This is a genomic window from Nitrosovibrio sp. Nv4, from assembly GCF_900215485.1.
Taxonomy (GTDB): domain Bacteria; phylum Pseudomonadota; class Gammaproteobacteria; order Burkholderiales; family Nitrosomonadaceae; genus Nitrosospira.
This window is the reverse complement of sequence record NZ_OCMZ01000001.1, coordinates 1,423,087-1,448,944: the sequence shown is the minus strand read 5'-3', so window position 1 is coordinate 1,448,944 and position 25,858 is coordinate 1,423,087. Positions and strand designations below refer to the sequence as shown.

Below are 25,858 nucleotides of genomic sequence, written 5' to 3'. Positions count from 1 at the left end.
ATGATCCTGCAAACCAGAAATCTGACGCTGCAATATCCTGGCAAGATGTTATGCCGCAACTTGAATTTAGCCGTCAATCCAGGCGAATGCTGGGCCATACTTGGCCAAAACGGTTGCGGCAAGACTACTTTGATACACGCGCTGGGTGGCTTGCGTCCACCGGATGATGGGAATGAAGCGCGGATAACCGTGGCTGGGAAACCACCGCAAGCCTGGCCCCGGCGCGAACTCGCCCGCAATCTCGGTATTATGTTGCAGGAAGAACCGGGCGAATTCTGGGGCAGCGTACATGAATATGTATTGCTGGGGCGCTATCCCTATGTCAAAAACATGTTTGGCTGGCAGACCATCGACCATGAAATCGCTACTCAGGCCATTGAGCGAATGGAATTGACCGACCTCGCCCATCGCTCGCTTGCGACACTTTCCGGTGGCGAGCGTCAGCGCGCGCGTATTGCCTTATTACTTGCGCAGTCCCCACAATGCTACTTGCTCGATGAGCCGCTGCAACATCTCGATCTGCGCCATCAATTGAGCGCCATGACGCTATTTAGTACGTTGGCCAGGCAAGGTAAGGCGCTTGTGATGGTGCTTCACGATGTCGGCTGGGCAAACCGCTTCTGCGATCATGTGCTTATGCTGTTCGACAATGGCCGCATCCTCACGGGTAGCGCGAAGGAAGTACTCAACCGGGACAATCTCGAAGCGCTTTATCAGTGTAATATGACCGAATTCGTTGTCGGACTCGCGCGCCATTTCGCTCCGGAAACCATGCCGCGTGTATAATTCCGAATACGATGGCTGATGCTCTGGCTGACGCTCATTTCTCAGCTTGTTTTTCAGCTCATTTTTTTGGAGCGCAATCAGCCGCAGTTTGGGCATTGTCTCACTTGACCTTCACCTTGGATGAGTTCGCCCGCTTGGGATTTAACTTATTCACCTAATTCTGTAATGATTCGTAAACTTCTCCACCGCGTCTTCAACCGCAGCGCGCCTGCTTCCACCTCCTCGACACGCTCTTCTTCTGCTGTGCCACATGTCATCCGGCGTGAGCAACATGGCATTACACGCGACCACATCAACACCTGTGCGCTGAAAGTAACTTCGGCCTTGCAAGAAGCGGGATATTCCGCTTTCATAGTGGGCGGTGCGGCGCGCGACCTGCTGCTGGAATTGGAGCCAAAAGATTTTGATGTCGCCACGAATGCCACGCCGGAGGAGGTGCGCGCCATTTTCCGCCGCTCGCGCATTATCGGCCGTCGTTTTCGACTGGTGCACGTGATGTGCGGAGCCGAGACGGTGGAAGTTTCCACTTTCCGCGGGAGCACGTCCGTCGGCGAGGATGACGGAATTGCGGCGGACACGCATGCCGACGAGCATGGGCGCCTGCTGCGAGATAATATATTCGGCAGCCAGGAAGAGGACGCCAGGCGACGCGATTTCACTGTCAACGCATTATTCTTCGATCCTGTCCATGAAGAAATCTGGGATTATCTGAACGGCTACGAGGACATCAAGGCACGGCGCTTGCGGGTCATCGGCGATCCGGTACGACGGTATCGTGAAGATCCGATACGGATGCTTCGCGTAGTTCGGCTTGCCGCCAAGCTCGATATGCAGATCGACCCGGAATCCGCCGCGCCTATTGGCGACCTTGCTCCGCTATTGCGGAACGTGCCGCCGTCACGGTTATTTGATGAAATGCTGAAGCTGCTGTTGTCGGGTCACGCGCTAGCGTGTGTGATTGATTTGCGCAGTCGCGGATTGCATCACGGCTTGCTGCCGATGCTGGACGTTATACTCGAGCAACCGCTGGGTGAGCGCTTTATAACACTCGCACTCAAAAATACGGATGAGCGCGTGCGCCAGGAAAAGCCTGTATCGCCTGGTTTCCTGTTTGCGGCCCTTTTATGGCATGAGGTGATCGCGGCGTGGAATGTCCGTCAAACCGCAGGAGAGAAATTGATTCCCGCTTTGCATCAGGCGATGGATGATGTGCTGGCGATACAAAATGGCAATCTTGCGATCCCGCGCCGGTACGATGCTGTCATGAAGGAAATCTGGGCGATGCAGCCGCGTTTTACCGGTCGATCCGGACGCAGACCCTTTCGCCTGCTGGAACACCCGCGCTTTCGCGCCGCGTATGACTTCATGTTACTACGCTGTGAAAGCGGCGAGGTTGACGAGGAGCTGGGCAAGTGGTGGGAAGCGTTCCAGCACGCGAGCACCCGGGAACGTGAAGACATGCTGCTCAAAGATGAAACTCAAAAGAAGCGTAGAAGAAGCCGTGGCCGCCGCAGAACGGCCGCTACCGATACGGAGAGCACCAGCAATGCCGTTACGGACGAGCCGGAATAGATCAGTGTCATTGAATCGAACCTCGGACGATCAGACTGTTTCTCAGGCATACATCGGCCTAGGCAGCAATCTGAATGATCCGGTATCCCAGGTAAGGCGCGCATTTGACGAACTGGCCGGCCTTCCCTCAAGCCGTCTGCTGGCGTATTCCTCACTCTATCGCAGCGCGCCGCTGGGACGGATCGATCAGCCTGATTTCATTAATGCAGTGGCGCGGATCGAAACCGCTCTCCCGCCATATGACCTGCTCAAAGCCTTGCTGGACATTGAACATGGTCACGGACGCGTGCGTGACTATGTCAATGCGCCGAGAACCCTGGATCTGGACATACTGACGTATGGTGACCTGCGGTGTAACGGAGACTGCCTGATCCTGCCGCATCCACGCATGCATCAGCGAGCATTCGTATTGCAACCGCTATCGGAAATTGCGCCGGACTTCCGCATACCCGGACTGGGCGCTATCGCTGAGTTGCTGGCCACCTGTGAAGGACAGCAAGTTGAACGAGAAAAAAATAAGTGAAACTGGAAGAATATCGCTACATCGTGGTGGAAGGTCCGATAGGCGTAGGCAAAACGAGTCTGGCGCGGCGCATCGCGGGTCACCTGGATAGCGAACTCCTGCTCGAGAAACCCGACGAAAACCCATTCCTCGGAAGATTCTACGATGATATCCCGCGCTATGCGCTGCCAACACAATTGTTTTTTCTGTTCCAGCGCGCTGACCAGCTACAGGGCCTGACGCAAATTGATATGTTCAGCAAAACGACAGTGGCCGACTTCCTGCTCGACAAGGATCCGCTCTTCGCCAGACTCACGCTGAGCGATGCTGAATATGATCTGTACCGGAAAATTTATCATCACCTGCAACCTAAAGCGGCACTACCCGATCTGGTGATTTATTTGCAGGCTTCTCCCGCCACATTGATAGAACGAGTGAAACGGCGCGGCACCCCTTTTGAGAAAAGTATTTCTGCAGAATACCTTTGGCGCTTGACCGACAGTTACACCCGGTTCTTTCATCACTACGAAGATGCGCCACTCATGATAATCAACAGTGAAAATCTGAATTTTGTTGATAGCCAGGAGGATTTTGATCTATTGTTGAGGCAGGTAGAGCAGATGCGCGGCCCGCGGGAATATTTCAATCGGGGGATCTGATTCGGACGAGGAATTTTTTACACGGCAGTTTTAACGTACCAGGCAGAAGGGATATTAAAAATGATTGAATCGGCGCCGGCAAGGCATGAGAAAGCGCACTGTTATTCGTTCGCATGCGATGCTCGACAGCGCTGACAATCCAGTCATTTTAAGGCAGCAATTTTTTTGACGCATTAAACCGGGAGTTCAGCCATGCGCATCACACACGACGCTTTACAAAAAATGCGGGATGATGGGGAGAAGATCGCCATACTCACTTGTTACGATGCAAGTTTCGCGGCATTGCTGGAAGATGCCGGCGTCGATATTCTGCTTGTGGGCGATTCGCTGGGTAATGTGCTCCAGGGAGAAGAAAGCACCCTTCCCGTTACGCTGGATGACATGATCTATCATACCCGTTGCGTGGCCCGGGGTTCGAGCAAGGCATTCATTATGGCTGACATGCCTTTCGGTACGTCTCAGGTAAGCCCGGAGGACACCTTTGAGAATGCTGCCGAGCTAATGGCCGCGGGAGCCAATATGGTCAAGCTCGAAGGCGGGTCTGTCATGGCAGAAACGGTTGAATTCCTGACGCGGCGCGGTATCCCTGTTTGCGCCCATATCGGTTTAATGCCCCAATCGGTACATCAATTGGGCGGCTATAAAGTGCAAGGCAAGACCGACTACCAGGCAGAGCAGTTGCTGGAAGATGCGGTTTCCCTGGAAAAGGCCGGTGCCGGGATGCTCCTGATGGAAGTTGTCCCCGCAAAGCTCGCTAAACAGGTTACCAAAAAACTTTCTATTCCAACTATCGGTATCGGCGCCGGTATGGACTGCTCGGCGCAAGTGCTGGTACTTTATGACATGCTGGGTATTTATTCCGGCAAAAAGGCCAGATTCATGAAGAATTTCATGACCGGCGCGGGCAGCATCCATGAGGCAGTGGAAAATTATGTCAAGGCGGTCAAAGCCGGACAATTTCCAGGCCCGGAGCATGCATTCTAGTCGGCTGACCCATTATGGAGGTCATTACCGACATCTCATCCTTGCGTTTGCGCCTAAAGCATGAGCCCTCCATTGCGTTTGTTCCGACTATGGGGGGATTGCACGAAGGCCACTTGTCGCTGGTAGACATCGCTCTGCGTAAAGCGGGATGCGTCGTGGCAAGTATTTTTGTCAACCGCCTGCAGTTTGCACCAACCGAGGATTTCGACCAGTATCCACGCGATCTGACGGATGACTGTGAGCAATTGGAAAACAGGGGTGTCGATGTGGTATTCGCACCCGAGGAAAAGACTCTTTATCCAGTCGCACAAGAGTTTATGCTGGAGCCGCCTCCGGTAGCCGATACGCTGGAGGGAGAATTTCGTCCAGGATTTTTTCGCGGGGTGGCAACAGCAGTATTGAAACTTTTCAATATTGTACAACCCCAGGCAGCGGTATTCGGCAAGAAGGACTATCAGCAATTGCATATGATGCGTGAAATGGTGCGACAGTTGAATCTGCCAGTGGAAATTGTCGGAGGGGAAATCGTACGCACATCTGATCAGCTGGCATTGAGTTCTCGTAATCGCTATCTGTCAGACGGGGAACGCGCCGAAGCAACACGATTGCACCAGGTATTATCCCAAGTGAAGCAGGGAATAGCGAACGGCGATAGAAATTTTCATGAGCTGGAGGAAAATGCAAAAAGAATCCTTTGCGATCATGAATGGAAAGTCGATTACATCGCAATACAGCAACGCGATACATTGATGCCAGCACAGGCCGGCGATGAGAACCTGGTTATACTGGGAGCGGCCTGGCTGGGTAAAACCCGGCTGATCGATAATCTGGAAGTACCTGCAACCAGAGTATAGGATACTGGCATGAAATCTTCATGTACCGGGATCGTGGGCGTTTTTTCCTGAAATTCGAGATATGAAATGTAGGGGAGCGACCTACAACTCTACGCCTCACGCTTTGTCTGGCTCATTAATACCGCAATCACCGCATCGTAGCTAGGACACTGGATAATGGTGGACCCATCCACAATTATGTCAGGGGCAGTTCGCAATGCAACGTTCCTCCACAGTTTTCCTGCCGCCACAGCTCAAGAAACAGGCATCCTGAACCGACTGACACCCGCATTCGACCTCGCATTGCTCATAGCGCAACCGGTCAAACTCCCTGGTTCGACTCGGTCTGGCGGGAGGTGCAGGTTCATAATAAAAGGGATAGGAATAACCCAGGCCATAATGAGGTCCTCCCCATCCCCACGGTGAGCCGCCCCATCCCCACGGATAACCGCCCCAACCCCAGGCGGAGCGTCCCCAACCCAGCGTAGCGCGTCCCCAACCCAGGTATCTCGAATTCATCTGTCGGCGGTAAGTGTCGAGTTCATTTTCATACCGCTGCATAGCGTTCTTGTATCTCTCTTCCACAAGCGGCTCTATGCGTTTCAGGCATGCCTGATAGGTGGAGGTGCAACTTTGCTGGCAGGATTCCAGCCTTTGGGTGCACTTTTCCAGGCAAATGCCGGCTGCAGGATCGGTGGGAGGCTCATAACGATGGGTGATCTGATAGCGAGGGGCGAAGAAGGCGCAACCAGACAGACCACCTATCGAAATGATCAGGATGATCATGCGCTGAACTGAAATCCTGCTTATCTTTTTTTTAAACGTAAGGACCTTCATTACCGATTTCCGAAAATGCTAAAAATGAGTCAGGCTCATACCGAACCGTCAGAGACTATCGCCACCTGAGCACTGCCAGATGCGCCTTTTTTACTCATGTAATATATTGATTATATTATGTATTATTCTCGTCTCCATATGACGACAGGCAAAAAGGACTAATTCTCAAGGACTTATATTCAACTATCGCTATCATGTTGCCGGGTAGCAACAAGATGACAGGGTTAAATTCCATTTAATTGCCGGACTCCGCGCAAGTCACTGTTTATAACCATTTAATAAATAGTGGCATGATTAATGCTTATAGTTTATTTCAAGGCTGGCAATTCAGTTTCAGTCTGCTGAAAATGAGATGATCACTCTGACTGAATAGCGTCACCTTGGGGATCTGTAGCAATAACGTCATGAGCGAACGGTATACTTTTGCAACATAGCCCAACATAAAGGAGATACTTCATTATGTTTGCACAGCACAGTCCGAAGCAAAACAAAATTCTTGGCGCGCTTCCGGCGGAAGATTATGGGCGGCTGTTCGCATACCTTGAGTTTATACCACTGCCATTGGGACAGATAATTCATGAACCTGGTTCCTCCATTACCCACGCATATTTTCCCACTACAAGCACTGTTGCGCCTTTATACGGCGTGGAGAATGGCGCATCGGTACAGCTTTCAATAATAGGTAACGAGGGACTCACCGGTATCTCGTCCCTGTTAGGCAGCGGCAGCACGCCAACAGGAGTCGTGGTGCAAAGTGCGGGCAATGGTTACCGTATAAAAACAAACGCGCTGAAAAAAGAATTTGATTCCCGAGGAAAATTACAGCATCTGGTGTTGCGCTTCACTCAAGCGCTAATGACGCAAACAGCGCAGAACGCGGTATGCAATCGGCACCATAATATAGAGCAGCAGCTAGGCCGTTTCCTTTTAATGAGCCTGGATCGATTGGCAGGCGATGACTTGCAAATGACACACGAGCAGATTGCGATAATGTTGGGTGTGCGCAGGGAAAGTGTGACGCAGGCTGCTCTTAAACTGCAAACGATCGGAGCGATCCAATACAGTCGTGGACATATCACCGTAATGGACCGTGAAGAACTCGAAAATTCCGTGTGTGAATGTTATGCGGTAGTGAATAATGAATACGATCGCCTGCTATCGAATTACTCCGCTTCCCATCCTGCTCAGAGCCTCGCGGAGCGGAATGCTGACGAAGAGTTGTGGTCTGTAAATTGAGGAGAGCCCCGGACTACTCAGCGAAAACCAGCCCCTCCCCAACCCTGGTTGAGTTGAATAGTCCGGCTTGTCGTATGCCACTCAAAATGCAACCCTCTTCATTCATCCTGTCATGAGTTCTCTTAGCACATAAGGCAATATACCGCCGTCCAGATAATAGTCTACCTCAATGGCAGTATCAATCCTGCATCGCAAATCGATCTGGCTGCTTGAACCGTCTCCCCTGCGTATGACAAGTGTCACATCCTGCTGAGGGCGAATGTCGTCCATGCCCAGGAGGTCAAACTGTTCATCGCCGTGGATGTCCAGTGATTCCGTACTGTCGTTCCCTTTGAATTGCAGCGGCAATACACCCATGCCAACCAGGTTGCTGCGGTGTATGCGTTCGAAGCTCCTGGCAATGACTGCCTTGACTCCAAGTAACTGTGTTCCTTTCGCAGCCCAGTCACGGCTTGATCCAGCGCCGTACTCTTCTCCCCCGAATACGACTGTCGGTATGCCATCTGCGATATATTGCATGGCAGCGTCATAAATGCTCATTTGCTTGCCATCTGGCTGATGCACGGTGATGCCCCCTTCGCTACCGGGTATCATCAGATTTTTGATTCGTACATTGGCGAAGGTACCGCGCATCATCACATCGTGGTTACCTCGGCGCGCTCCGTAACTATTGAAATCCGGTTTGGACACCCCATTTGCAAGCAGGTATTTTCCCGCGGGCGATGTATCCTTGATGGAACCGGCAGGACTGATGTGATCGGTAGTCACGGAATCGCCGAATATGCCGAGAACGCGCGCATTGCGTATTCCGACGGGCCGCCCCGGTTCCATGGAAAAGTCCTGGAAGAATGGCGGCTCGGCTATATAGGTTGACTTTGGCCAGTCATATACCTTACCCGAAACCGATGACACGTCGTTCCACAACGGATGATCCTTGGTCAGATTGCTGTAGAGCCGGCGGAATGTTTCCGCATTCGCGGCGTATTTCATCAGCCCATGAATCTCGTCCTCGCTCGGCCAGATATCTGCCAGCCGGACGGGTGTACCGTCCTCCGCGATACCCACCGGCTCGGTCGTCAAATCCCTGAGCATGGTTCCTGCAATGGCATATGCCACCACCAGCGGCGGAGAAGCCAGGAAATTCGCGCGAATGCTGGGGTGAATTCTTGCTTCAAAATTGCGATTGCCGGAGAGTACGGCCGCACAAACCAGATCACTGGTCACTATTGCTTCCTCAATGGGCTCGGATAGCGGTCCCGAATTCCCGATACAAGTAGTACAGCCATAGCCCGCCAGGTTAAAGCCGAGTTTTTCCAGGTAACCCAGCAGGCCGGTAGCGCTAAGGTATTCCGTGACTACCCGCGAGCCAGGTGCGAGCGAAGTCTTGATATGGCGTTTCACGGACAACCCTTTTTCTACCGCCTTCTTTGCCAGCAGTCCCGCAGCGAGCAACACGCTCGGGTTGGAGGTATTTGTGCAGGATGTAATGGCAGCAATTACCACATCGCCGTGGCCCAGATCGATTGGACCGTTGGGTATGCACGCCGGTGCTTCGACTCCGTCAATTATCGGGCGATTGTTGACCATCTCCGTAATATGCCTTTCCGTGCCCGGCCTCACAGCAGCGGCATGGGCAACCTTAGGGGCAGCCGTCTGCTGGCTTGAGCCGGCAGGGACGCTCCTGCCGTCGTGGCGTTCGTCGCAACTGCGCACCGGATAGCGAAGGGTGAGATTCGCGGCATCTCTACCGTAACCGCTTTGAGCAACGGGTGCGGCGAAGAGTTCGGTAAACCTCGATTTAATGTTATCCATCTCGATGCGGTCCTGAGGACGCCGTGGCCCCGCCAGTGAGGAAGAGACAGTGCTCAGATCAAGCTCCAATTCACGTGAGTAATCAATGTCGCCCTTACGCGGAATGCCGTAAAGTTCCTGGGCCTTGAAGTAGGATTGAAACGCAGCGACTTCCTCGTCGGTTCGGCCCGTTTCCTTGAAATACTCGATGGTAGCGTCATCGACGGGGAAGAAACCGATGGTGGCTCCATATTCGGGCGACATATTGGCGATAGTGGCGCGGTCAGGCACCGTTAGCGATGCGGTACCTTCGCCGAAAAATTCCACGAAGTTGCCCACCACACTGGCTTTACGCAGCATCTCGGTGACAGTCAGCACCAGATCCGTGGCGGTAACACCGTTACGCAACCGGCCCGTCAGATTTACGCCGACAACATCGGGAGTCAGAAAGTAAACCGGCTGCCCCAGCATTCCAGCCTCCGCCTCGATACCCCCAACGCCCCAGCCCACTACGCCGATGCCATTGATCATCGTGGTATGCGAGTCGGTGCCAACCAGCGTATCCGGATACAACACGCCATCTTTCTCGTATACCCCTCGGGCGAGGTATTCCAGGTTGACCTGATGCACAATGCCGATTCCGGGGGGCACTACCTTGAACGTGTCAAACGCCTGCATTCCCCATTTTATGAACTGATAACGCTCATTGTTACGGCGAAATTCGATTTCCATGTTGAGATTTAGCGCCTGGTCGTTGCCGTAATGGTCGACCTGTACGGAGTGATCAACCACCAGATCAACCGGGACGAGTGGTTCGACGAGCTTGGGATCCTTGCCCATCTTTTTTGCCACACCGCGCATCGCGGCCAGATCGACCAGGAGTGGTACGCCGGTGAAATCCTGCAATACAATCCGCGATACCACAAAGGGAATCTCATCCGTCCTCGCGGCATTGGGTTCCCAGTTCGCCAGTCGCTTTACATGAGTCTCGGTGACTTTCTTACCATCGCAATTGCGCAGAACCGATTCCAGCACAATACGAATAGAAACCGGAAGTCGCGAAATTCCGCCCACGCCCGACGCTTCAAGGGCAGGCAAAGAATAAAACTTTGCGTTCCTGTTCGTGGAAAGGGAAAGTTCCTTCAATGTATTGAACAGGTTGTGAGTCATGGATGTACTCCTTGAAAAATGCTGAATCCAGTAAGTCCCGGGTTTGCCGAAATCCGCTCCCCAGTCGAACGGATCAGCGTCTACATTCTGCACACGGCAAAGCGGCGCGAATGACGCAATATCGCTCAGGCCGCTTAAACTATTTTCACATCAGTAATAACTAGTGTCTGTCCGTTTTATATTCTTCAATATCGACTTCGATTATGCTTTTGGAGAAGCTCTCGTAGGCACGCCCGATACGTTGGGCCATTGTGTCGGGAAAAAGGTGAAAATCCCCCGATTTCAACGCGGCGACGATACCCTCCGCAACAAGCGAGGGGGGTTCCGCAGCGCCGGCCAGGCCAGCATCACTCGCCATATCAGTCGCAATGAGGCCGGGGTGCACGCTGAGTACCGCTGTGCCTTGTTGGCCCAGCAATTCACGCAGTGCCTGTGTGATGGAGTAAGTGGCTGCTTTGGAAGCGGAGTGCGTCGCAAAATTGGAAGAGCACTTCAGTGATGCAATGGAGTTGAGTTGGACGAACGCTCCTCCCCCGTTCTCCCTGAGAACGGGGGCAAATGCCTGCGCCATGCGGACAAGGCCAAACACATTGATCTTCATTGCAAGCTCAAGCGCATCTATTGCGTCGCTGTCCAATGGAGTGGCAGCCTTATAGACAGCTGCATTGTTGACTATCACCTGGGCATCGTCGGTTCTGACCGCCATTGCGACGATAGTCTCCGGCTTGGCCAAATCCAATTGAACAGGTTCCACCATATCGCCATATTGCTCGATCAGGGGATCGGCAGAATCCAGGTTGCGCACGGCCGCGTAAACTTTTGTTGCTCCGTGATGCAGAAATGCATCGACTATCGCTCGGCCTATTCCCCGATTCGCGCCTGTGACAAGCGCTATCTTGCCATTTATGTCATAAGCCATTTTCATTTGAACTTCAATTTGACGGGATTAACATCGCGCGCGGATCGGTTTACTTAAGTACTGTTTAATAATATTTCGCCTAAACAGCATTCTTCTCTTTTCGCATGGAAAATAACTCGCTTAAGGATATACCCAATTACCGCGCTTATCGAGTGCCGTTTATCAAGCCCCGCTCCCCGCTTAGCCAGTCGCAAGTATGCATGACTTCAAGTTTATCATCGAAAACCTTCGGTGAAAGCGGCCTTTCGCCTCATCGGCTATCAGTTACTTGCGCCCTCACTCTGCGGGGTGCCAAAAACCAGCTAATATGAAATAGATGGCTAACGATCCGCTGTGCCAACCCTCCCCAATAGGATGCGGTATGCCGCAACTATATTGGCGCAAGGGTGAATGCGGTATGGCGGATACTTTAATAGAGCATTGTTTATGCCTCCACCCGCGCTGGCCCTGTTGCATGGTTTTCTTGGTTTCTCACACCTAGGACCTATCGAGTATTTTCGCGGGGTGAAAGAGACCCTGCGGCGAATGCGTATCGTCCCTCTCATACCCGAGGTGCCTCCCGCCGGCACTATAGCCGAGCGTGCGGAGGTACTCGCTCGGAAGCTTTTCAGCAGCGACTCTCGTGCCTTTGCTTTGGTTGGTCATAGCATGGGAGGGCTGGACGCAAGGTATCTGATCACCCACCTTGATCCGGACCACCGCGTAAAAAGCCTCCTTACTGTTTCCACGCCGCATCGCGGCTCGCCGTTGGCGCGATGGTTTCTCCAAGCCGAAGGTCCGATTCCAGCCTGTGTGCGACACATCGGGAACCCTGGTCTGCGGGAACTGACTCCCGAAGCGCTCGCAGAGATGCCCATTCCAGACCGCGAAGATGTGGATTATTCCTCCTACGGCAGTTTTCGTCCCGCTGATGAGTTGCCGTTCTGGCTCCGTCCATACGGGCATGTCTTCCCGGAAGACAATGACGGAATGGTGCCGGTCAGCTCCACCCACTGGGGAGGTTTTCGCGGAGCCGTCCACGCCGATCACCTGGAACTTCTGGGATGGAGTCTTGGCTTGCCGGATGCTCAAGCAGCGCGACCTTTCAATCACCTCCGTTTCTGGGCTCGGATCGCTGCCGAGGCTATGGCTGCGGCAGAGAGCAAAACAGACTGAGAAGGAGTGGCAATGGATCAGAACGATGGCAAGCAATGGCACATGCCGTGGTATGACTGGCTGATATTTCTGCTGCCCTCGCTCCTTATTATCAGCCTTGGGCTGGAGTCAGCCTTTGGCCCTCCCTTGCGCGCGGATGGGACTGAGTACAATGACTTCCGGGCCGTTGCGCACTGGTTTGACCCAGTGTTCTTTCAATATAATCTTGTCATGGCATTGCTGGTGGTGCTGGTCGTGCCATCGCTTGCGCTAAGCTACACATTAACCATGGCGAACCGAAAGGAACGCCGGTTGCAGCATGAAGTCCCGCCTGAGCGACGCGGCGAAATCCGCAGGAGAATGGGGCGGCGCGCTTCCTTCGGCACGTATCGGGGCAGTGTCTGGTTGACGACGACTGTCGTGATGCTCGGTGTTTCTATCCTGCTGCTGTTCAAACCGGTCTCATCACCGGACGGAGTTGGCGCCGATTTCAGCCTTGGCGCAAATATGCTGACAATGGGACCTTTCGCCGAATTATACGAAAAAAATCCGGAGGCATATTATTCCCATTTCATCCGAAACCAGATTGCTTTCCAATTCGGTTTTCTGGGTGCCTACGTCTATTTCATCGGCTCGGTTGTACGCGCGTACTTCACGATGGACCTGACTTCTCTCACTTTCGTCGACGGCGCCATCCGCATGATTGTGGCGAGCATACTGGCACTGGTGCTCTCCTTCGCTTTCGACTTTATCCTTCCTGGGGAGCTCACACCTGCATCTGCCGCTTCGTCCGCAACTGCTGCACGTGAAAATGATTCCGCTGAATCTTCTGCCACTGCCGAGTCTTCATCCGACACTGTGGCTTCAACAGCTAAAACAGCTAACGAGGATTCAAAGGCAGATTCCGACGACAACTCTAGCGAAACAGAGTCAACAATACCGGCAGGTTTGAGCCTCCTTCCCGTTGTTTCCTTTTTCTTTGGCTTCTACCCAAAACGGGCATCGCTGGTGATCGAGCGTGTTGCACTCAAGATAATGAGGAATATTGTTCCGGAAAGCAGTTACCGGGCGCTTCCGCTTTCCATGCTGGCTGGGATGAGCTATTCCCATGAGTTGAGGCTGGAACGGGAGGGTTTCGATAACATCGAAAATCTTAGCAATGCCGACGCTGTAGATCTGGCCGTGCGTACCTGCTTCAGCTACGGCCAGTTGAAGCAATGGATAGACCAGGCCTGGCTCGCGACTCACTTGCGGGAAGATTATCCCGATTTCGTCCGCCGCACCGGTATTGGCAGCAGTGACGAGTTACGGCGTTTTTTGTCCATTTGTGATTCCGCAAAGGTCGACGGTATTGAACAGCTGGTAGCAGGGTTATCGATTGACCCCGCGGCAAGCGAGTCGTGGAAGTTGCGGCTTACCACTCTTAAAATATTGCTGGATATCGGCCCCGCTCCGCCCGAAGATTGCAGAAATCTGGCCGAAATCGAGCATGAGCCTGGATGATATTGAGCCTACATATTGCCTTTCAGAAGGGAAAAAACCTTCTTAAACCACAAACATATCAACAAACTCACTCACCGGTGTTGCTTCCAGCTTCGCCTGATCGAGGCAGCGATCAATGATTGCCTTTTGTTGCGTTGGGGTAAATCGGCGGGCGAGGCTGATTCTGAATTTTTCTTCCAGTAATGGAATGCCCTCGTTGCGGCGGGACCTGTGCCCGATGGGATATTCCACCACGACTTCGTCCAGTTTTATGCCGTCCTTGAATTCCACAGTGACTCCGTTGGCGATGGAGCGCCTCTGGGGATCGTAATAAGCCTTGGTGAATTGGGGGTCCTCGATACATGTAATCTTCTCGCGAAGCTCGTCGATGCGTGGATCGGCGGCAATGGCGTCTTCATAATCGGCAGCGGTGAGTCGTCCAAAAATAAGCGGCACCGCGACGATGTATTGAATGCAATGATCCCGGTCGGCGGGGTTATTAAGCGGCCCCTTTTTGTCGATGATGCGAATGGCGGCCTCATGCGTGCGAATGGTAATTTTACTGATATCACTGAACCGCTCCTTTACTCGGGGATGCAGTTGCATCGCGCATTCTGCCGCGGTTTGTGAATGGAATTCGGCGGGAAAGGAAATCTTGAATAATACGTTTTCCATCACGTACGAATCCCATTGCTGAATCGGCCTCTGAAACCGAAACGGCTGTCCCTTGAACAGAACGTCGTAGAACCCCCAGGTTTTTGCGGTGAGCGCCGAAGGATAGCCTGTTTCTCCTTTAAGCGTTATTAACGCAAGCCATACCGCGCGGCTGGTGGCATCCCCCGCCGCCCAGGATTTACGCGACCCGGTGTTGGGGGCGTGACGGTAGGCGCGTAGCGATTGTCCGTCCACCCAGGCCTGCGAAAGGGCATCGACGATCTGGTCGCGGCTCCCCCCAAGCAAATGTGTCACAACCGCAACCGATGCCACCTTCACCAGCACGACATGATCCAGCCCCACCTTGTTGAAACTGTTCTCCAATGCGAGGCAGCCCTGAATTTCATGGGCCTTTATCATTGCCGTCAGTATGTCACGCATCGTGAATGATTTCGCCCCTCCAATGACGGCATTACGCGAGCACCAATCGGCCACCGCAAGTATGCCGCCCAGATTATCCGAAGGATGCCCCCATTCGGCGGCCAACCAGGTGTCGTTGAAATCAAGCCAGCGGATCATCGTACCGATATTGAACGCCGCCTGTACCGGGTCAAGCTGGAATCGGGTGCCGGGAATTTTTGCCCCATCCGGCACCATAGAGCCAGGAACGAGCGGCCCCAGCAACTTCGTGCAAGCCGGGTAAGCAAGCGCTTCCATTGCACAGCCCAGGGAATCCATCAGACAGTTACGCGCGGTGTCGTAAGCGAGGGTACTTTCAATATCGTGGTCAACAACGTAATCTGCGATATCCATCAGCACTTGATCGGGTTGGGGACGAATATTGGAGATGTGGGATGACATGGTTGCGTATTATAGAGCCAGCCATTAACCCCCAGAGCATGTCTTTCCCGCGAAAGCGGGAAACTGGCGATCTCCTCCAAACTATCTGATCGCAGACACGTAGCAAATGGGGCAATTGGCAAGCAGTTCCGTATTCTGAGCGGTTGATGGCGGAAGGTAGCCGCCATTATCTACGCCAAACCCTTACCTCGTACTCGTCACCTGAACGCACATCTCGATTATTTCTCCCGTCGTACCGTCATCCGCATGACGGAAAAGCGTGCCTTCCGAGCCCTGCCCCCTACCCTTCGTCCACCATTCCAGTCCACCGCCGACGTAGCGCGCACCGCTGCCCGAAACAGCCACCTTCATCTCCTGCATCCTGCCCTCGTACAGCACGTTGGCTGTGGTATGGGAGTGATAGGACGCATCCACCGTACGGCCACTTTTGCAGTGATATGCGATTGGCGAATCAGTACTGGACGTTCTTCCCACAGCAGGTGGGTTTGTAGGTGAGAAGTGGGTGCAGCCCGCAAAGGCGACGATAACAACGAGGAAAGTAATGCGCATCAACATGTTTGAGCTCTTGCATGTAAGTCACGAACGGTAAAATTACGAAAAATATGGGGTCAGACGCGATTATTATTTGGATCACCGAGTAATGATGATTAACCCCATCTTTGTTGTTTCTTCTTAATCTGCTCGATTATCTCCGCGCCGAAATCTCAATAAACTCCCGCTCCTCCGGCCCGATGTAATTTGCCGATGGCCGGATAATCTTGTTATCCACCCGCTGCTCAATGATGTGCGCAGCCCATCCGGCAGTACGTGCAATCGCAAAAAGCGGTGTAAACATGGCTGTTGGTACGCCCATCATGTGATAGCCCACAGCGGAGAACCAGTCGAGGTTGGGAAACATCTTCTTGATGTCCCACATTACCGTTTCCAACCTCTCCGCAATACTGAACATTTCCGTATCGCCAGCTTCCACTGAAAGTTTCCTCGCTACCTCCCGAATGATCCTGTTACGCGGATCGCCGGTGGTGTATACGGGGTGGCCGAATCCGATGATGATTTCCTTATTAGCGACACGGCGGCGGATGTCCGCCTCGGCCTCATCCGGGCTGTTATAACGCGTCTGGATATCGAATGCAGCCTCATTGGCGCCACCATGCTTTGGGCCGCGCAGCGCACCAATAGCACCGGTGATTGCCGAGTAGAAATCGGACCCGGTACCGGCAATGACGCGAGCCGCAAAAGTGGAAGCGTTGAACTCGTGCTCGGCGTACAGCGCCAGCGAAGTATGCATGGCCTTCGCCCACGACTGAGATGGCGGCTTTCCGTGCAGCAGATGCAGGAAATGTTCGCCTATGGAATCCTCGTCAGCTGTCAGCTCTATACGATGATTATTATGGGAGTAGTGGTACCAGTAAAGCAAAACGGAGCCGAGGCAGGCCAGAAGCCGGTCCGCCAGATCCCGCGCGCCTTCAACGGTATGTTTCTCCGCCTCCGGCAATACCGTGCCCAATGCAGAAACGCCGGTACGCATCACATCCATCGGATGAGCAGTTGCCGGAATCGCTTCGAGAATGGTTTTAACCCTGGCAGGCAGATCGCGCAGACTTTTGAGTTTCTCTTTATACGCAGCCAATTCGTCCAAGGTGGGCAGTTTCTCATGTACCAGCAGATAAGCGATTTCTTCGAATTCGCAAGTATCGGCAATGTCCAGAATGTCGTAGCCGCGATAATGCAGATCGTTGCCAGTTCTGCCGACGCTGCAGATAGCGGTATTGCCCGCCATCACACCCGACAAAACCACGGATTTCTTGCCTCTGGAGGGAGCGCTTTCGGTAGTCTTACTCATTTTTCAGGTTTTCTGGATTTGGAAAACAGGATGTCCAGTTTTTCCTCATATGCATGGTAATCGAGAAAGTCGTATAGCTCGGCGCGAGTCTGCATAGTAGCGGTCATACTTTTCTGGGAGCCTTCGTTGCGTATCGCTCGGTAAACATTCAGAGCGGCGGCACTCATGGCTCGAAATGCGGAGAGCGGATAAAGCACCAGGGAAACATCCGCCTTGGCCAATTCCTCGACTGTATAAAGAGGAGTTACGCCAAACTCGGTGATATTAGCGAGGATGGGTACTCGCACGGCAGCGGCGAACATTCGGTAGGTGCCCAGTTCGGTCACCGCTTCTGGAAAGATCATGTCCGCACCTGCTTCCACATAAGCGCATACCCGATCTGTGGCAGATTGCAGTCCTTCCACTGCCAGCGCGTCAGTGCGCGCCATGATGACAAACTCGGGATCGGTTCTGGCGTCTACCGCAGCCTTGATGCGATCAATCATTTCCGCCTTGCTCACAATCATCTTGCCGGGAAGCTGGCCGCAACGCTTGGCCTCAACCTGATCTTCGATGTGCAATGCCGCTGCGCCGGCTTTAATCATTGACTTCACGGTGCGGGCGACATTGAGGGCACCGCCGAAACCAGTATCCGCATCCACCAGTAGCGGCAGATCGGTAATGTCCGTGATGCGGCGCACATCGGTCAGCACGTCGTCCAGCGTCGAAATGGCAAGGTCGGGTACACCCAGCGATGCCGCCGCCACACCGCCACCGGAAAGATAGATAGCTTTGAAGCCGGTTCGGTCTGCCAGGCGCGCAGCATACGCATTGATGCAGCCCGCCACCTGCAAAGGCCTCTCCTCGGCAAGCGCGGCGCGAAAACGGGAACCAGCGGAATTGATCATAGGAACAGCGCAGGGCTTATGCAGCGGTTCCATTAAGCAAGTGCTTCACGGAATCCCGCTCACCCACCAACTCCTGGTAAGTAGCCTGCATTTTAGCTTTACTGAATTGACTGACCTCCAGATCACGGACAATATGGTAGGCGCCCTCCTTGCAGATTGCGGGAAAACCATAAATAACCCCCTCCGGAATACCATAGCTACCATCTGAAGGGATGCCCATCGATACCCAATCACCTTCCGGCGTGCCAGAAACCCAGTCACGGATATGGCTGATGGCTGCATTGGCAGCGCTTGCAGCGCTCGACAGGCCGCGCGCCTCAATGACCTCGGTACCGCGATTCTGTACGGCAGGAATGAAATAGTCTTCTACCCATGCGGGATCATTGACGAGACGAGCAACTTTCTCGCCATCGACCTCGGCGTGATTCAAGTCGGGATATTGTTTAGAGGAATGATTGCCCCAGACGATCATTTTTCTGATGCCGGCAACAGGTTGTCCAAGTTTCGCGGCAATCTGGGACAAGGCGCGGTTATGGTCCAGCCGCATCATGGACGAGAAATTACTCGGCTTCAGGCCCGGCGCATTTTTCATGGCAATGTAAGCATTGGTATTGGCGGGATTGCCCACTACCAGAATTTTCACGTCGCGACGGGCGACTTCATCCAGCGCTCTGCCCTGACTGATAAATATGGCTCCGTTTGCTTCCAGCAGATCCTTGCGCTCCATGCCCTTCCCCCGCGGTCTGGCACCTACCAGCATGGCGATATTCACGTCGCGAAAAGCAGTTTTGGGATCATCGGTAACCGTTACACCCGTCAACAGGGGAAATGCGCAATCTTCCAGTTCCATGACCACCCCTTTCAGCGAAGGCACCGATTGAGGGATATCCAGCAAATGCAGGATGACGGGTTGGTCTTTGCCGAGCATATCGCCAGCGGCAATGCGAAATACCAGACTGTAACCGATTTGGCCAGCTGCGCCAGTGACCGCGACGCGAACGGGAGTATTCATCTTGGCTCCTGAAGGAGATTATCGGTACAGAAAATTCGTTTGAATTATCTTCCAATGCGCACGATAGCTTATCTAAGGCCGAGCCAGAAGGACGAAACGAAGCCGGCTCGCAACAATCCATACGCGAATGTCCCGTACTCTATTTAACACCGCCCTTCATTTCATACCCTGCGGCGCCACGGTCGGTAGGAACAAATGAACCCGACTATAAAAACATTCACCTTGGCTGTCAAACTACCGACATCTAATGTTCTTTGGGAACCCTGTCGGATCGAGAGGGGCGTGCTTTTGGCCCCCTCGGTTGTATCGCTGAGTATAACGGTCTAAACTTAATCTGCCGCTGAATGCAACCGCAGGGAATAAGACTTGCAAAAAACACGCCCAAAGTATCTTGATCTGCTGGAAATCAGGCAGCCGCTCCCTGCCGTCGTTTCCTTCCTCCATCGCGTAAGTGGCGCGCTGCTGTTCTTTCCGGGCATCCCTCTCGTTCTTTGCACCCTTGATATGGTATTGAATTCTCCGCAGGGCTATGCTCAATTTCAATCTCTTCTAGCCAACCCACTGTTCAAAGCAGGATTATTACTATCGCTTTGGTTCTTCCTTCATCATCTCCTTGCGGGCATTCGTTTTCTCGCCCTGGATCTCCATTATGGCGGGGCCCTGCACCAAGCGCGTTTAACCAGCAAGGCCGTACTGGCGGCCGGAATCATTCTCACGTTGTTGATCGGTGTGGCGATATGGTAAAACGCGTGACAACCGGCGCCCACTACGGCCTGCGTGATTGGCTGGCGCAACGCGTAACCGCCGTTGTGATGGTGATCTTTATCCTGTGCCTGGTTACGGCACTCCTGATTTCGCCGCCACACGATGACAATGCGCTGAAAGCGATGTTCAGCAACCAATGGATGCGCATTGCTTCTTTCCTGTTTCTGGTCAGCCTGTTCTGGCATGCGTGGGTTGGCATGCGCAATATCCTGATGGATTATATTCACACCACCAGTATTCGTCTGACTTTACAGGTACTGGTCATATTGTCCCTGCTATTTTATACGATCTGGTCTGTTGAAATCTTATGGAATCTATGAGCTTAATTATGCGATCTGTGAGTTTAAGCATGAAATTAGCGTGGCAATAGTCAGGAGAAAATTCGATGCGGTAATCGTCGGTGCCGGCGGCGCGGGAATGCGCGCGGCACTGCAGTTGTCGGAAGCCGGACTTAAAGTGGCAGTATTGTCCAAGGTATTCCCAACCCGCTCACACACGGTAGCTGCGCAGGGCGGAATTGCCGCCGCGCTCGGAAACGTCACTGAGGATAACTGGCACTGGCACATGTACGACACGGTGAAAGGCTCTGATTATCTCGGAGATCAGGACGCCATCGAATTCATGTGCCGCCAGGCCAGTGAAGTGGTGTATGAACTGGAGCATTACGGCATGCCGTTCGACCGTTTGGAAAATGGGAAAATTTACCAGCGCCCTTTCGGCGGACAATCGCAGAATTTCGGCGGCGCACAGGCAACGCGCTCATGCGCGGCGGCTGACCGAACGGGACATGCCATGCTGCATACGCTGTATCAGCGCAATGTACAGGCCAACACCCAGTTTTTTGTTGAGTGGATGGCACTGGACTTGATCCGTGATGAAGAAGGCGATGTGTGCGGCGTGACGGCGCTGGACATTGAGACTGGTGAAGTCATGGCGCTGCAAGCAAGGGCAACGCTGTTCGCCACCGGCGGTGGCGCGCGCATATTCAGTGCCAGCACCAATGCATTCATCAATACGGGCGACGGCCTCGCAATGTCGGCTCGTGCCGGGGTTCCGCTGGAGGACATGGAATTCTGGCAATTTCATCCTACCGGTGTATATGGCGTTGGCGTATTAATCAGCGAAGCCGTGCGTGGCGAAGGCGGCTATCTGCTCAATAAGGATGGCGAGCGCTTTATGGAACGCTATGCGCCGAATGCCAAGGACCTGGCGAGCCGGGATGTGGTATCGCGGGCCCTGACCACGGAGTTAAAGGAAGGACGGGGCTGTGGCAGGGATGCCGATTATCTGCTGCTGAAGCTCGATCACCTGGGCGCAGATGTGATCAAGACGCGGCTGCCAGGCATTCGTGAAATCGCCATAAAGTTTGCCCATGCGGATCCGATCCATGATCCGATCCCGGTAGTGCCCACTGCACATTACATGATGGGGGGCATTCCCACCAATTTTTATGGGCAGGTGGTGGCGCCCTACAAAACCGGACCTGAGGAAGTGGTGCAAGGCTTCTACGCCGTGGGCGAGTGTGCTTGCGTGTCCGTACACGGCGGTAACCGCCTGGGCACCAATTCACTGCTCGATATTCTCGTGTTCGGCCGGGCCGCCGGCAATCGGATGATTGAGGATTTGAAAAAGAACCGGCATCACAAACACCTGCCTGCCGACGCCTCGGATAAAGCGCTGGCGCGGCTCTCCCGTTTGAATGATCAGAAGGATGGCGAGAGTGTAGCGCAAGTGGGCGACCTGCTACGCAAGACCATGCAGACGCATTGTGGCGTTTTCCGTTTCCCCGACATGCTCAAACAGGGCGTGGAAAAAATCGGCGAGGTGGCAGAACGCGCTATGCGCACTGAGATCAAGGACAAGAGCAGAGTATTCAATACCGCCCGGGTGGAAGCGCTGGAACTCGAAAATCTGGTGGAAGTGGCAGTCGCCACAATGGTTTCGGCAGAAGCACGCACCGAAAGCCGCGGCGCGCATGCGCGCGATGATTTTCCCAACCGGGATGACGACAGGTGGCTCAAACACACGCTGTATTTCAGGGAAGGCCAGCGGCTGGATTATAAGCCGGTCAGGTTGAAGCCACTGACGGTGGAATCGTTCCCGCCCAAGGCGAGAACGTATTAACGAGAATCGGTTTTATAAATCGCTACGACCCGGCAGTTGGCATAGTGCGGTACCTACCCTGTTCGATAGTGAAGATCATTCCAGCGTCATTCCCTGTTTCCGGAGGGCGTCGATTTAAAATCGTAGTGATCTGCGCACGCCATTTCTCGTTCGTGAATAGTGATACAAGACGCCGTTAATGATTAACGTCAATTTAATTGGATAAATCATGACTGATTCTGTAAAGAAATCTATTTTTGAACATGAAAAAGGCGGATTCGATACCGAATCGATCAAACAGTCTCTTGCCAACTGTTTGACCTATTCGGTAGGAAAAGGACCCATTACCGCCACGGATCGCGACAGATTCTTCGCTGCGGCTTATCTGGTTCGCAACCGCCTGATCGATCGCTGGATGGAAACCATGCGCAGCTATTACACTCATGACGTAAAACGGGTTTACTACTTTTCACTGGAATTTCTGATGGGGCGGGCACTGATGAATAGTGTGCATAACCTCGGTTTTGACAGGCAGTTCCGTGAGGCACTGGACGAATTGGGGATCAATCTGGACGATGTGCGTGAAATAGAGCCGGATGCGGCATTGGGAAATGGCGGACTGGGCCGATTGGCGGCCTGTTTTCTCGATTCCATGGCCACGCTAGACCTCCCCGGTTACGGCTACGGCATCCGTTATGAGTATGGCATGTTTGCCCAGCGCATAGAGGATGGAACGCAAGTCGAACACCCGGATAACTGGCTGCGTTATGGCAACCCCTGGGAGTTTCCCCGTCCGGAGGTGTTGCACCACGTTAAATTTCACGGCCGTGTGGTTCAATACGCCGATGAACAGAACGTGGCGCGCTATCACTGGATCGATACCGATGACGTGATGGCCATGGCTTTTGATACCCCTGTCCCCGGCTACGACACCCATACGGTCAACAACATGCGCTTATGGGCAGCCAAGGCGACGCGTGATTTCGAATTGCGCTATTTCAACGAGGGTAATTACGTCAAGGCGGTGGAGGATAAGAACGCCTCGGAAAATCTGTCCAAGGTACTCTACCCCGATGACACTACCGCAATGGGACGCGAGCTGCGGCTGAAACAACAATACTTCTTCGTGTGTGCTTCATTACATGACATCCTGCGCCGGTATCGCAAGCATCAGGATAATTTCGATGTCCTGCCCGATAAAGTCGCAATCCAGTTGAACGATACACATCCGGCAATTGCCATCCCCGAATTGATGCGTGTGCTGGTGGATTTGCATCATCTGGGGTGGGAAAAAGCGTGGAATATCACTACCCGCACTTTCGCCTATACCAATCATACCCTGATGCCCGAGGCGCTCGAAACATGGCCGGTTGCCCTGTTCGAAAATGTGTTGCCTCGCCATTTACAGATTATTTATGAAATCAACCATCGGTTTTTGAAAGACGTAATGCACCGATACCCAGGGGACACCGGAATTTTGCGGCGCATGTCCATCATTGACGAGTCGGGCGGAAGGCGAATCCGCATGGCGCATCTGGCGATTATTGGCAGCCACAAGGTAAACGGCGTAGCGCAAATTCATACCGAATTGATGAAGCAGACCATATTTTCGGACTTCGATCGCTTTTATCCCGGTAAGATCATCAATATAACCAATGGCATCACCCCTCGGCGCTGGCTGAACCAGGCCAATCGGCGCCTGACCGAACTCATTTCTTCGCGCATCGGCTCTGGCTGGGTGAAGGACCTGGGTCAGTTGAAGCGCTTGATGCCGCTGGTCGACGACGCAACTTTTCGCAACGAGTTTGCTGCTGCCAAGCATGTGGACAAGGAGCATTTTGTCGCCACGGTGGAACAAAAGCTCAACATTGATATTAATGTGGATTCGCTGTTTGACGTTCAGATCAAACGCATTCACGAATACAAACGGCAGCTGCTAAACGTGTTGCATGTCGTCACGCTATACAACCGCATTCGCCATAGCCCGGACACGGATCACATGCCGCGCACCGTAATCTTCGGAGGCAAGGCGGCGCCAGGTTATGCCATGGCGAAGCTCATCATCAAGCTTATTAACGATGTTGCCGACATAGTCAACAATGACCCAAAGGTGGCCAACCGTTTGAAAGTGGTGTTCATACCCAATTACGACGTATCGACCGCGGAAGAAATGATACCGGCTGCGGATCTCTCGGAACAGATTTCCACTGCGGGCACGGAGGCATCGGGAACTGGAAATATGAAACTGGCATTGAACGGAGCACTGACGATCGGCACTGCTGATGGCGCGAACATTGAAATCCGCGACGAAGTTGGAGAGGATAACATTTTCATATTCGGCCTCTCGGCAGCCGAGGTCGCCGAAATGAAAGCAAGCGGCTATCAACCCCGGGATTTCTACCGCGCCAACGCGGAATTGCAGGCTGTGCTCGACATGATCGGTTCAGGTTTTTTCTCGCCGGATGAGCTGGATCGCTTTAAACCAATTGTGGATTCGCTTTTACAACATGGCGACGAATATCTGCTGCTGGCGGATTATGCTTCCTATATCGCCTGTCAGAAAAAAGTTGAACTCGCGTACCAGGATCAGGAGCAATGGGTACGCAAGGCGATCCTGAACGTTGCCAATATGGGTAAATTTTCCAGCGACCGTACCATCACGCAATATGCCTCCCAGATATGGAATGCGGAGCCGGTAGCATCTGAAGCGAAGATTGATGAAAGTGATGAATCGCTTATATCCATGAATTCATAAATCCATGAAGGGCCGAATTAAGTTGCAGATTTGCAGTATTCCGGAGAAATGATGTTTCGATTATGTCGAAGCATTATGCTGATGGAGTTCGGTGTTCCTCGTAACAGTCGGCTAATTTAATTAATTAATATATCAAGGAATCGGCCATGAGATTCTCAATCTACCGCTTCGATCCGGACAAGGATGAGAAGCCTTACATGCAGGATTACGATATTGCACTGGAGCCGGCAGATAGAATGCTGCTGGATGCACTAGTGCGCATCAAGACAGTGGATGACAGCTTGAGTCTGCGGCGATCCTGCCGCGAAGGGGTTTGCGGATCGGACGGAATGAACATCAACGGGCGCAATGGACTGGCTTGCGTCACCCCAGTTGCGGGATTGAAAGAACCGGTGGAACTGCGCCCTTTGCCGGGACTGCCGGTGATACGCGACCTGATCGTGGATATGACGCAATTCTTCAAGCAATATCATTCGGTCAAACCTTATCTCATCAACAACGACCCACCGCCCGAAACCGAGCGGCTGCAATCGCCTGAGGAAAGGGCGCAGCTGGATGGACTGTATGAATGCATACTCTGCGCATGCTGCTCCACAGCGTGTCCTTCATTCTGGTGGAATCCCGATAAATTCGTGGGTCCCGCCGGACTGTTGCAGGCATACCGCTTTCTCGCGGATAGCCGCGACCAGGCAACTGCCGAACGGCTGGATTATCTGGAAGATCCGTATCGCCTGTTCCGCTGCCATTCCATCATGAACTGCGTGGATGTGTGCCCCAAGGATTTGAATCCAACCAGGGCCATCGGCCGGATCAAGGACATGATGGTGAAAAGAACCGTATGAAAAAACTGGAGCGTGCCCGCTGGCGCTGCCGGCGTGGTCTGCTGGAACTGGATATTGTGCTGCAAAGGTTTATGGACGAGTATTACGCTAAACTCGACGAAGCGGAGCTCGGGCAATTCGAAACCCTGCTGGACCTTCCAGATAATGACTTATGGGATATGATTACCCTGAAAGAAACAGGGAACGGAAACCTGCAACCTGTACTGCGTCTGCTGCAAAAAGTTTAAACGC

The 25,858-nt window shown here is 53.2% G+C and carries 23 protein-coding genes; 15 read left to right on the top strand and 8 right to left on the bottom strand.

Features of this window, described 5'->3' with window-relative positions; translation table 11 throughout:
* The 6 genes from CRO05_RS06530 (at position 1) to panC (ending at position 5,357) form a co-directional block, all read left to right on the top strand.
* Complete coding sequence (locus tag CRO05_RS06530) at positions 1–786, top strand: ABC transporter ATP-binding protein (protein WP_097066309.1); 786 nt, start codon at positions 1–3, stop codon at positions 784–786.
* A 165-nt stretch (positions 787–951) separates the two neighbouring features.
* A complete protein-coding gene (gene pcnB / locus CRO05_RS06525; protein ID WP_097066308.1) occupies positions 952–2,358 on the top strand; it encodes a polynucleotide adenylyltransferase PcnB in 1,407 nt (468 codons plus the stop codon).
* A 4-nt stretch (positions 2,359–2,362) separates the two neighbouring features.
* A complete protein-coding gene (folK, locus tag CRO05_RS06520) occupies positions 2,363–2,881 on the top strand; it encodes a 2-amino-4-hydroxy-6-hydroxymethyldihydropteridine diphosphokinase (protein ID WP_235001314.1) in 519 nt (172 codons plus the stop codon).
* Positions 2,878–3,519, top strand: coding sequence for a deoxynucleoside kinase (locus CRO05_RS06515; RefSeq protein WP_097066306.1), 642 nt, complete (start codon positions 2,878–2,880; stop codon positions 3,517–3,519). The genes folK and CRO05_RS06515 overlap by 4 nt, the downstream gene beginning before the upstream one ends.
* A gap of 192 nt (positions 3,520–3,711) precedes the next feature.
* Positions 3,712–4,503 carry a 3-methyl-2-oxobutanoate hydroxymethyltransferase gene (gene panB / locus CRO05_RS06510; protein ID WP_097066305.1) on the top strand — a complete coding sequence of 264 codons (792 nt, stop codon included), beginning with the start codon at positions 3,712–3,714 and terminating at the stop codon, positions 4,501–4,503.
* A gap of 14 nt (positions 4,504–4,517) precedes the next feature.
* Complete coding sequence (gene panC / locus CRO05_RS06505) at positions 4,518–5,357, top strand: pantoate--beta-alanine ligase (protein WP_097066304.1); 840 nt, start codon at positions 4,518–4,520, stop codon at positions 5,355–5,357.
* 180 nt (positions 5,358–5,537) lie between these two features.
* On the opposite strand, the gene CRO05_RS06500 is transcribed toward panC, so the two are convergent.
* Positions 5,538–6,173, bottom strand: coding sequence for a hypothetical protein (locus tag CRO05_RS06500; protein WP_097066303.1), 636 nt, complete (start codon positions 6,171–6,173; stop codon positions 5,538–5,540).
* Positions 6,174–6,632: 459 nt separating this feature from the next.
* Here CRO05_RS06500 and CRO05_RS06495 point away from each other — a divergent pair, with 459 nt between their 5' ends.
* On the top strand, positions 6,633–7,409 hold the full coding sequence (locus tag CRO05_RS06495; protein ID WP_097066302.1) for a Crp/Fnr family transcriptional regulator: 777 nt from the start codon (positions 6,633–6,635) through the stop codon (positions 7,407–7,409).
* A 102-nt stretch (positions 7,410–7,511) separates the two neighbouring features.
* On the opposite strand, the gene CRO05_RS06490 is transcribed toward CRO05_RS06495, so the two are convergent.
* Positions 7,512–10,370, bottom strand: a complete 2,859-nt coding sequence (locus tag CRO05_RS06490; RefSeq protein WP_097066301.1) for an aconitate hydratase — start codon at positions 10,368–10,370, stop codon at positions 7,512–7,514.
* 160 nt (positions 10,371–10,530) lie between these two features.
* Positions 10,531–11,295 carry an SDR family oxidoreductase gene (locus CRO05_RS06485; RefSeq protein ID WP_200814303.1) on the bottom strand — a complete coding sequence of 255 codons (765 nt, stop codon included), beginning with the start codon at positions 11,293–11,295 and terminating at the stop codon, positions 10,531–10,533.
* Positions 11,296–11,715: 420 nt separating this feature from the next.
* Here CRO05_RS06485 and CRO05_RS06480 point away from each other — a divergent pair, with 420 nt between their 5' ends.
* Together CRO05_RS06480 and CRO05_RS06475 are read left to right on the top strand one after the other, a co-directional pair.
* A complete protein-coding gene (locus CRO05_RS06480) occupies positions 11,716–12,444 on the top strand; it encodes a triacylglycerol lipase (RefSeq protein ID WP_097066300.1) in 729 nt (242 codons plus the stop codon).
* Positions 12,445–12,456: 12 nt separating this feature from the next.
* The gene (locus CRO05_RS06475; RefSeq protein ID WP_097066299.1) at positions 12,457–13,926 is read left to right on the top strand and encodes a hypothetical protein; all 1,470 of its coding nucleotides are present in this window, start codon (positions 12,457–12,459) and stop codon (positions 13,924–13,926) included.
* A 42-nt stretch (positions 13,927–13,968) separates the two neighbouring features.
* Here the strand turns inward: CRO05_RS06475 and CRO05_RS06470 are convergent, their stop codons facing one another.
* From CRO05_RS06470 to CRO05_RS06450, 5 genes are all read right to left on the bottom strand, one after another.
* Entirely contained in the window at positions 13,969–15,420 is a 1,452-nt protein-coding gene (locus CRO05_RS06470; RefSeq protein WP_097066298.1) for a bifunctional 2-methylcitrate dehydratase/aconitate hydratase, read from the bottom strand.
* Between the two features lie 183 nt (positions 15,421–15,603).
* Positions 15,604–15,975 (bottom strand): MliC family protein, encoded by a 372-nt coding sequence (locus CRO05_RS06465; protein WP_097066297.1) that lies wholly within the window; start codon positions 15,973–15,975, stop codon positions 15,604–15,606.
* Between the two features lie 130 nt (positions 15,976–16,105).
* A complete protein-coding gene (gene prpC / locus CRO05_RS06460) occupies positions 16,106–17,263 on the bottom strand; it encodes a 2-methylcitrate synthase (protein WP_097066296.1) in 1,158 nt (385 codons plus the stop codon).
* Positions 17,260–18,150 (bottom strand): methylisocitrate lyase, encoded by an 891-nt coding sequence (prpB, locus tag CRO05_RS06455; RefSeq protein WP_097066716.1) that lies wholly within the window; start codon positions 18,148–18,150, stop codon positions 17,260–17,262. The genes prpC and prpB overlap by 4 nt, the downstream gene beginning before the upstream one ends.
* A 16-nt stretch (positions 18,151–18,166) precedes the next feature.
* The gene (locus tag CRO05_RS06450; protein ID WP_097066295.1) at positions 18,167–19,162 is read right to left on the bottom strand and encodes a malate dehydrogenase; all 996 of its coding nucleotides are present in this window, start codon (positions 19,160–19,162) and stop codon (positions 18,167–18,169) included.
* Between the two features lie 366 nt (positions 19,163–19,528).
* Between CRO05_RS06450 and sdhC the strand changes: the two genes are divergently transcribed.
* The 6 genes from sdhC (at position 19,529) to CRO05_RS06420 (ending at position 25,854) form a co-directional block, all read left to right on the top strand.
* The gene (gene sdhC / locus CRO05_RS06445) at positions 19,529–19,906 is read left to right on the top strand and encodes a succinate dehydrogenase, cytochrome b556 subunit (RefSeq protein WP_097066294.1); all 378 of its coding nucleotides are present in this window, start codon (positions 19,529–19,531) and stop codon (positions 19,904–19,906) included.
* The gene (gene sdhD, locus CRO05_RS06440; protein WP_097066293.1) at positions 19,900–20,247 is read left to right on the top strand and encodes a succinate dehydrogenase, hydrophobic membrane anchor protein; all 348 of its coding nucleotides are present in this window, start codon (positions 19,900–19,902) and stop codon (positions 20,245–20,247) included. The genes sdhC and sdhD overlap by 7 nt, the downstream gene beginning before the upstream one ends.
* Positions 20,248–20,287: 40 nt before the next feature.
* Entirely contained in the window at positions 20,288–22,051 is a 1,764-nt protein-coding gene (gene sdhA, locus CRO05_RS06435) for a succinate dehydrogenase flavoprotein subunit (RefSeq protein ID WP_097066292.1), read from the top strand.
* A gap of 208 nt (positions 22,052–22,259) precedes the next feature.
* Positions 22,260–24,785: a glycogen/starch/alpha-glucan phosphorylase gene (locus tag CRO05_RS06430; protein WP_097066291.1), complete on the top strand. Its 2,526-nt coding sequence runs from the start codon at positions 22,260–22,262 to the stop codon at positions 24,783–24,785.
* Positions 24,786–24,931: 146 nt separating this feature from the next.
* Complete coding sequence (locus CRO05_RS06425) at positions 24,932–25,627, top strand: succinate dehydrogenase iron-sulfur subunit (protein WP_097066290.1); 696 nt, start codon at positions 24,932–24,934, stop codon at positions 25,625–25,627.
* On the top strand, positions 25,624–25,854 hold the full coding sequence (locus tag CRO05_RS06420; RefSeq protein ID WP_097066289.1) for a succinate dehydrogenase assembly factor 2: 231 nt from the start codon (positions 25,624–25,626) through the stop codon (positions 25,852–25,854). Before CRO05_RS06425 ends, CRO05_RS06420 begins: the two co-directional genes overlap by 4 nt.
* Positions 25,855–25,858 lie beyond the last annotated feature (4 nt).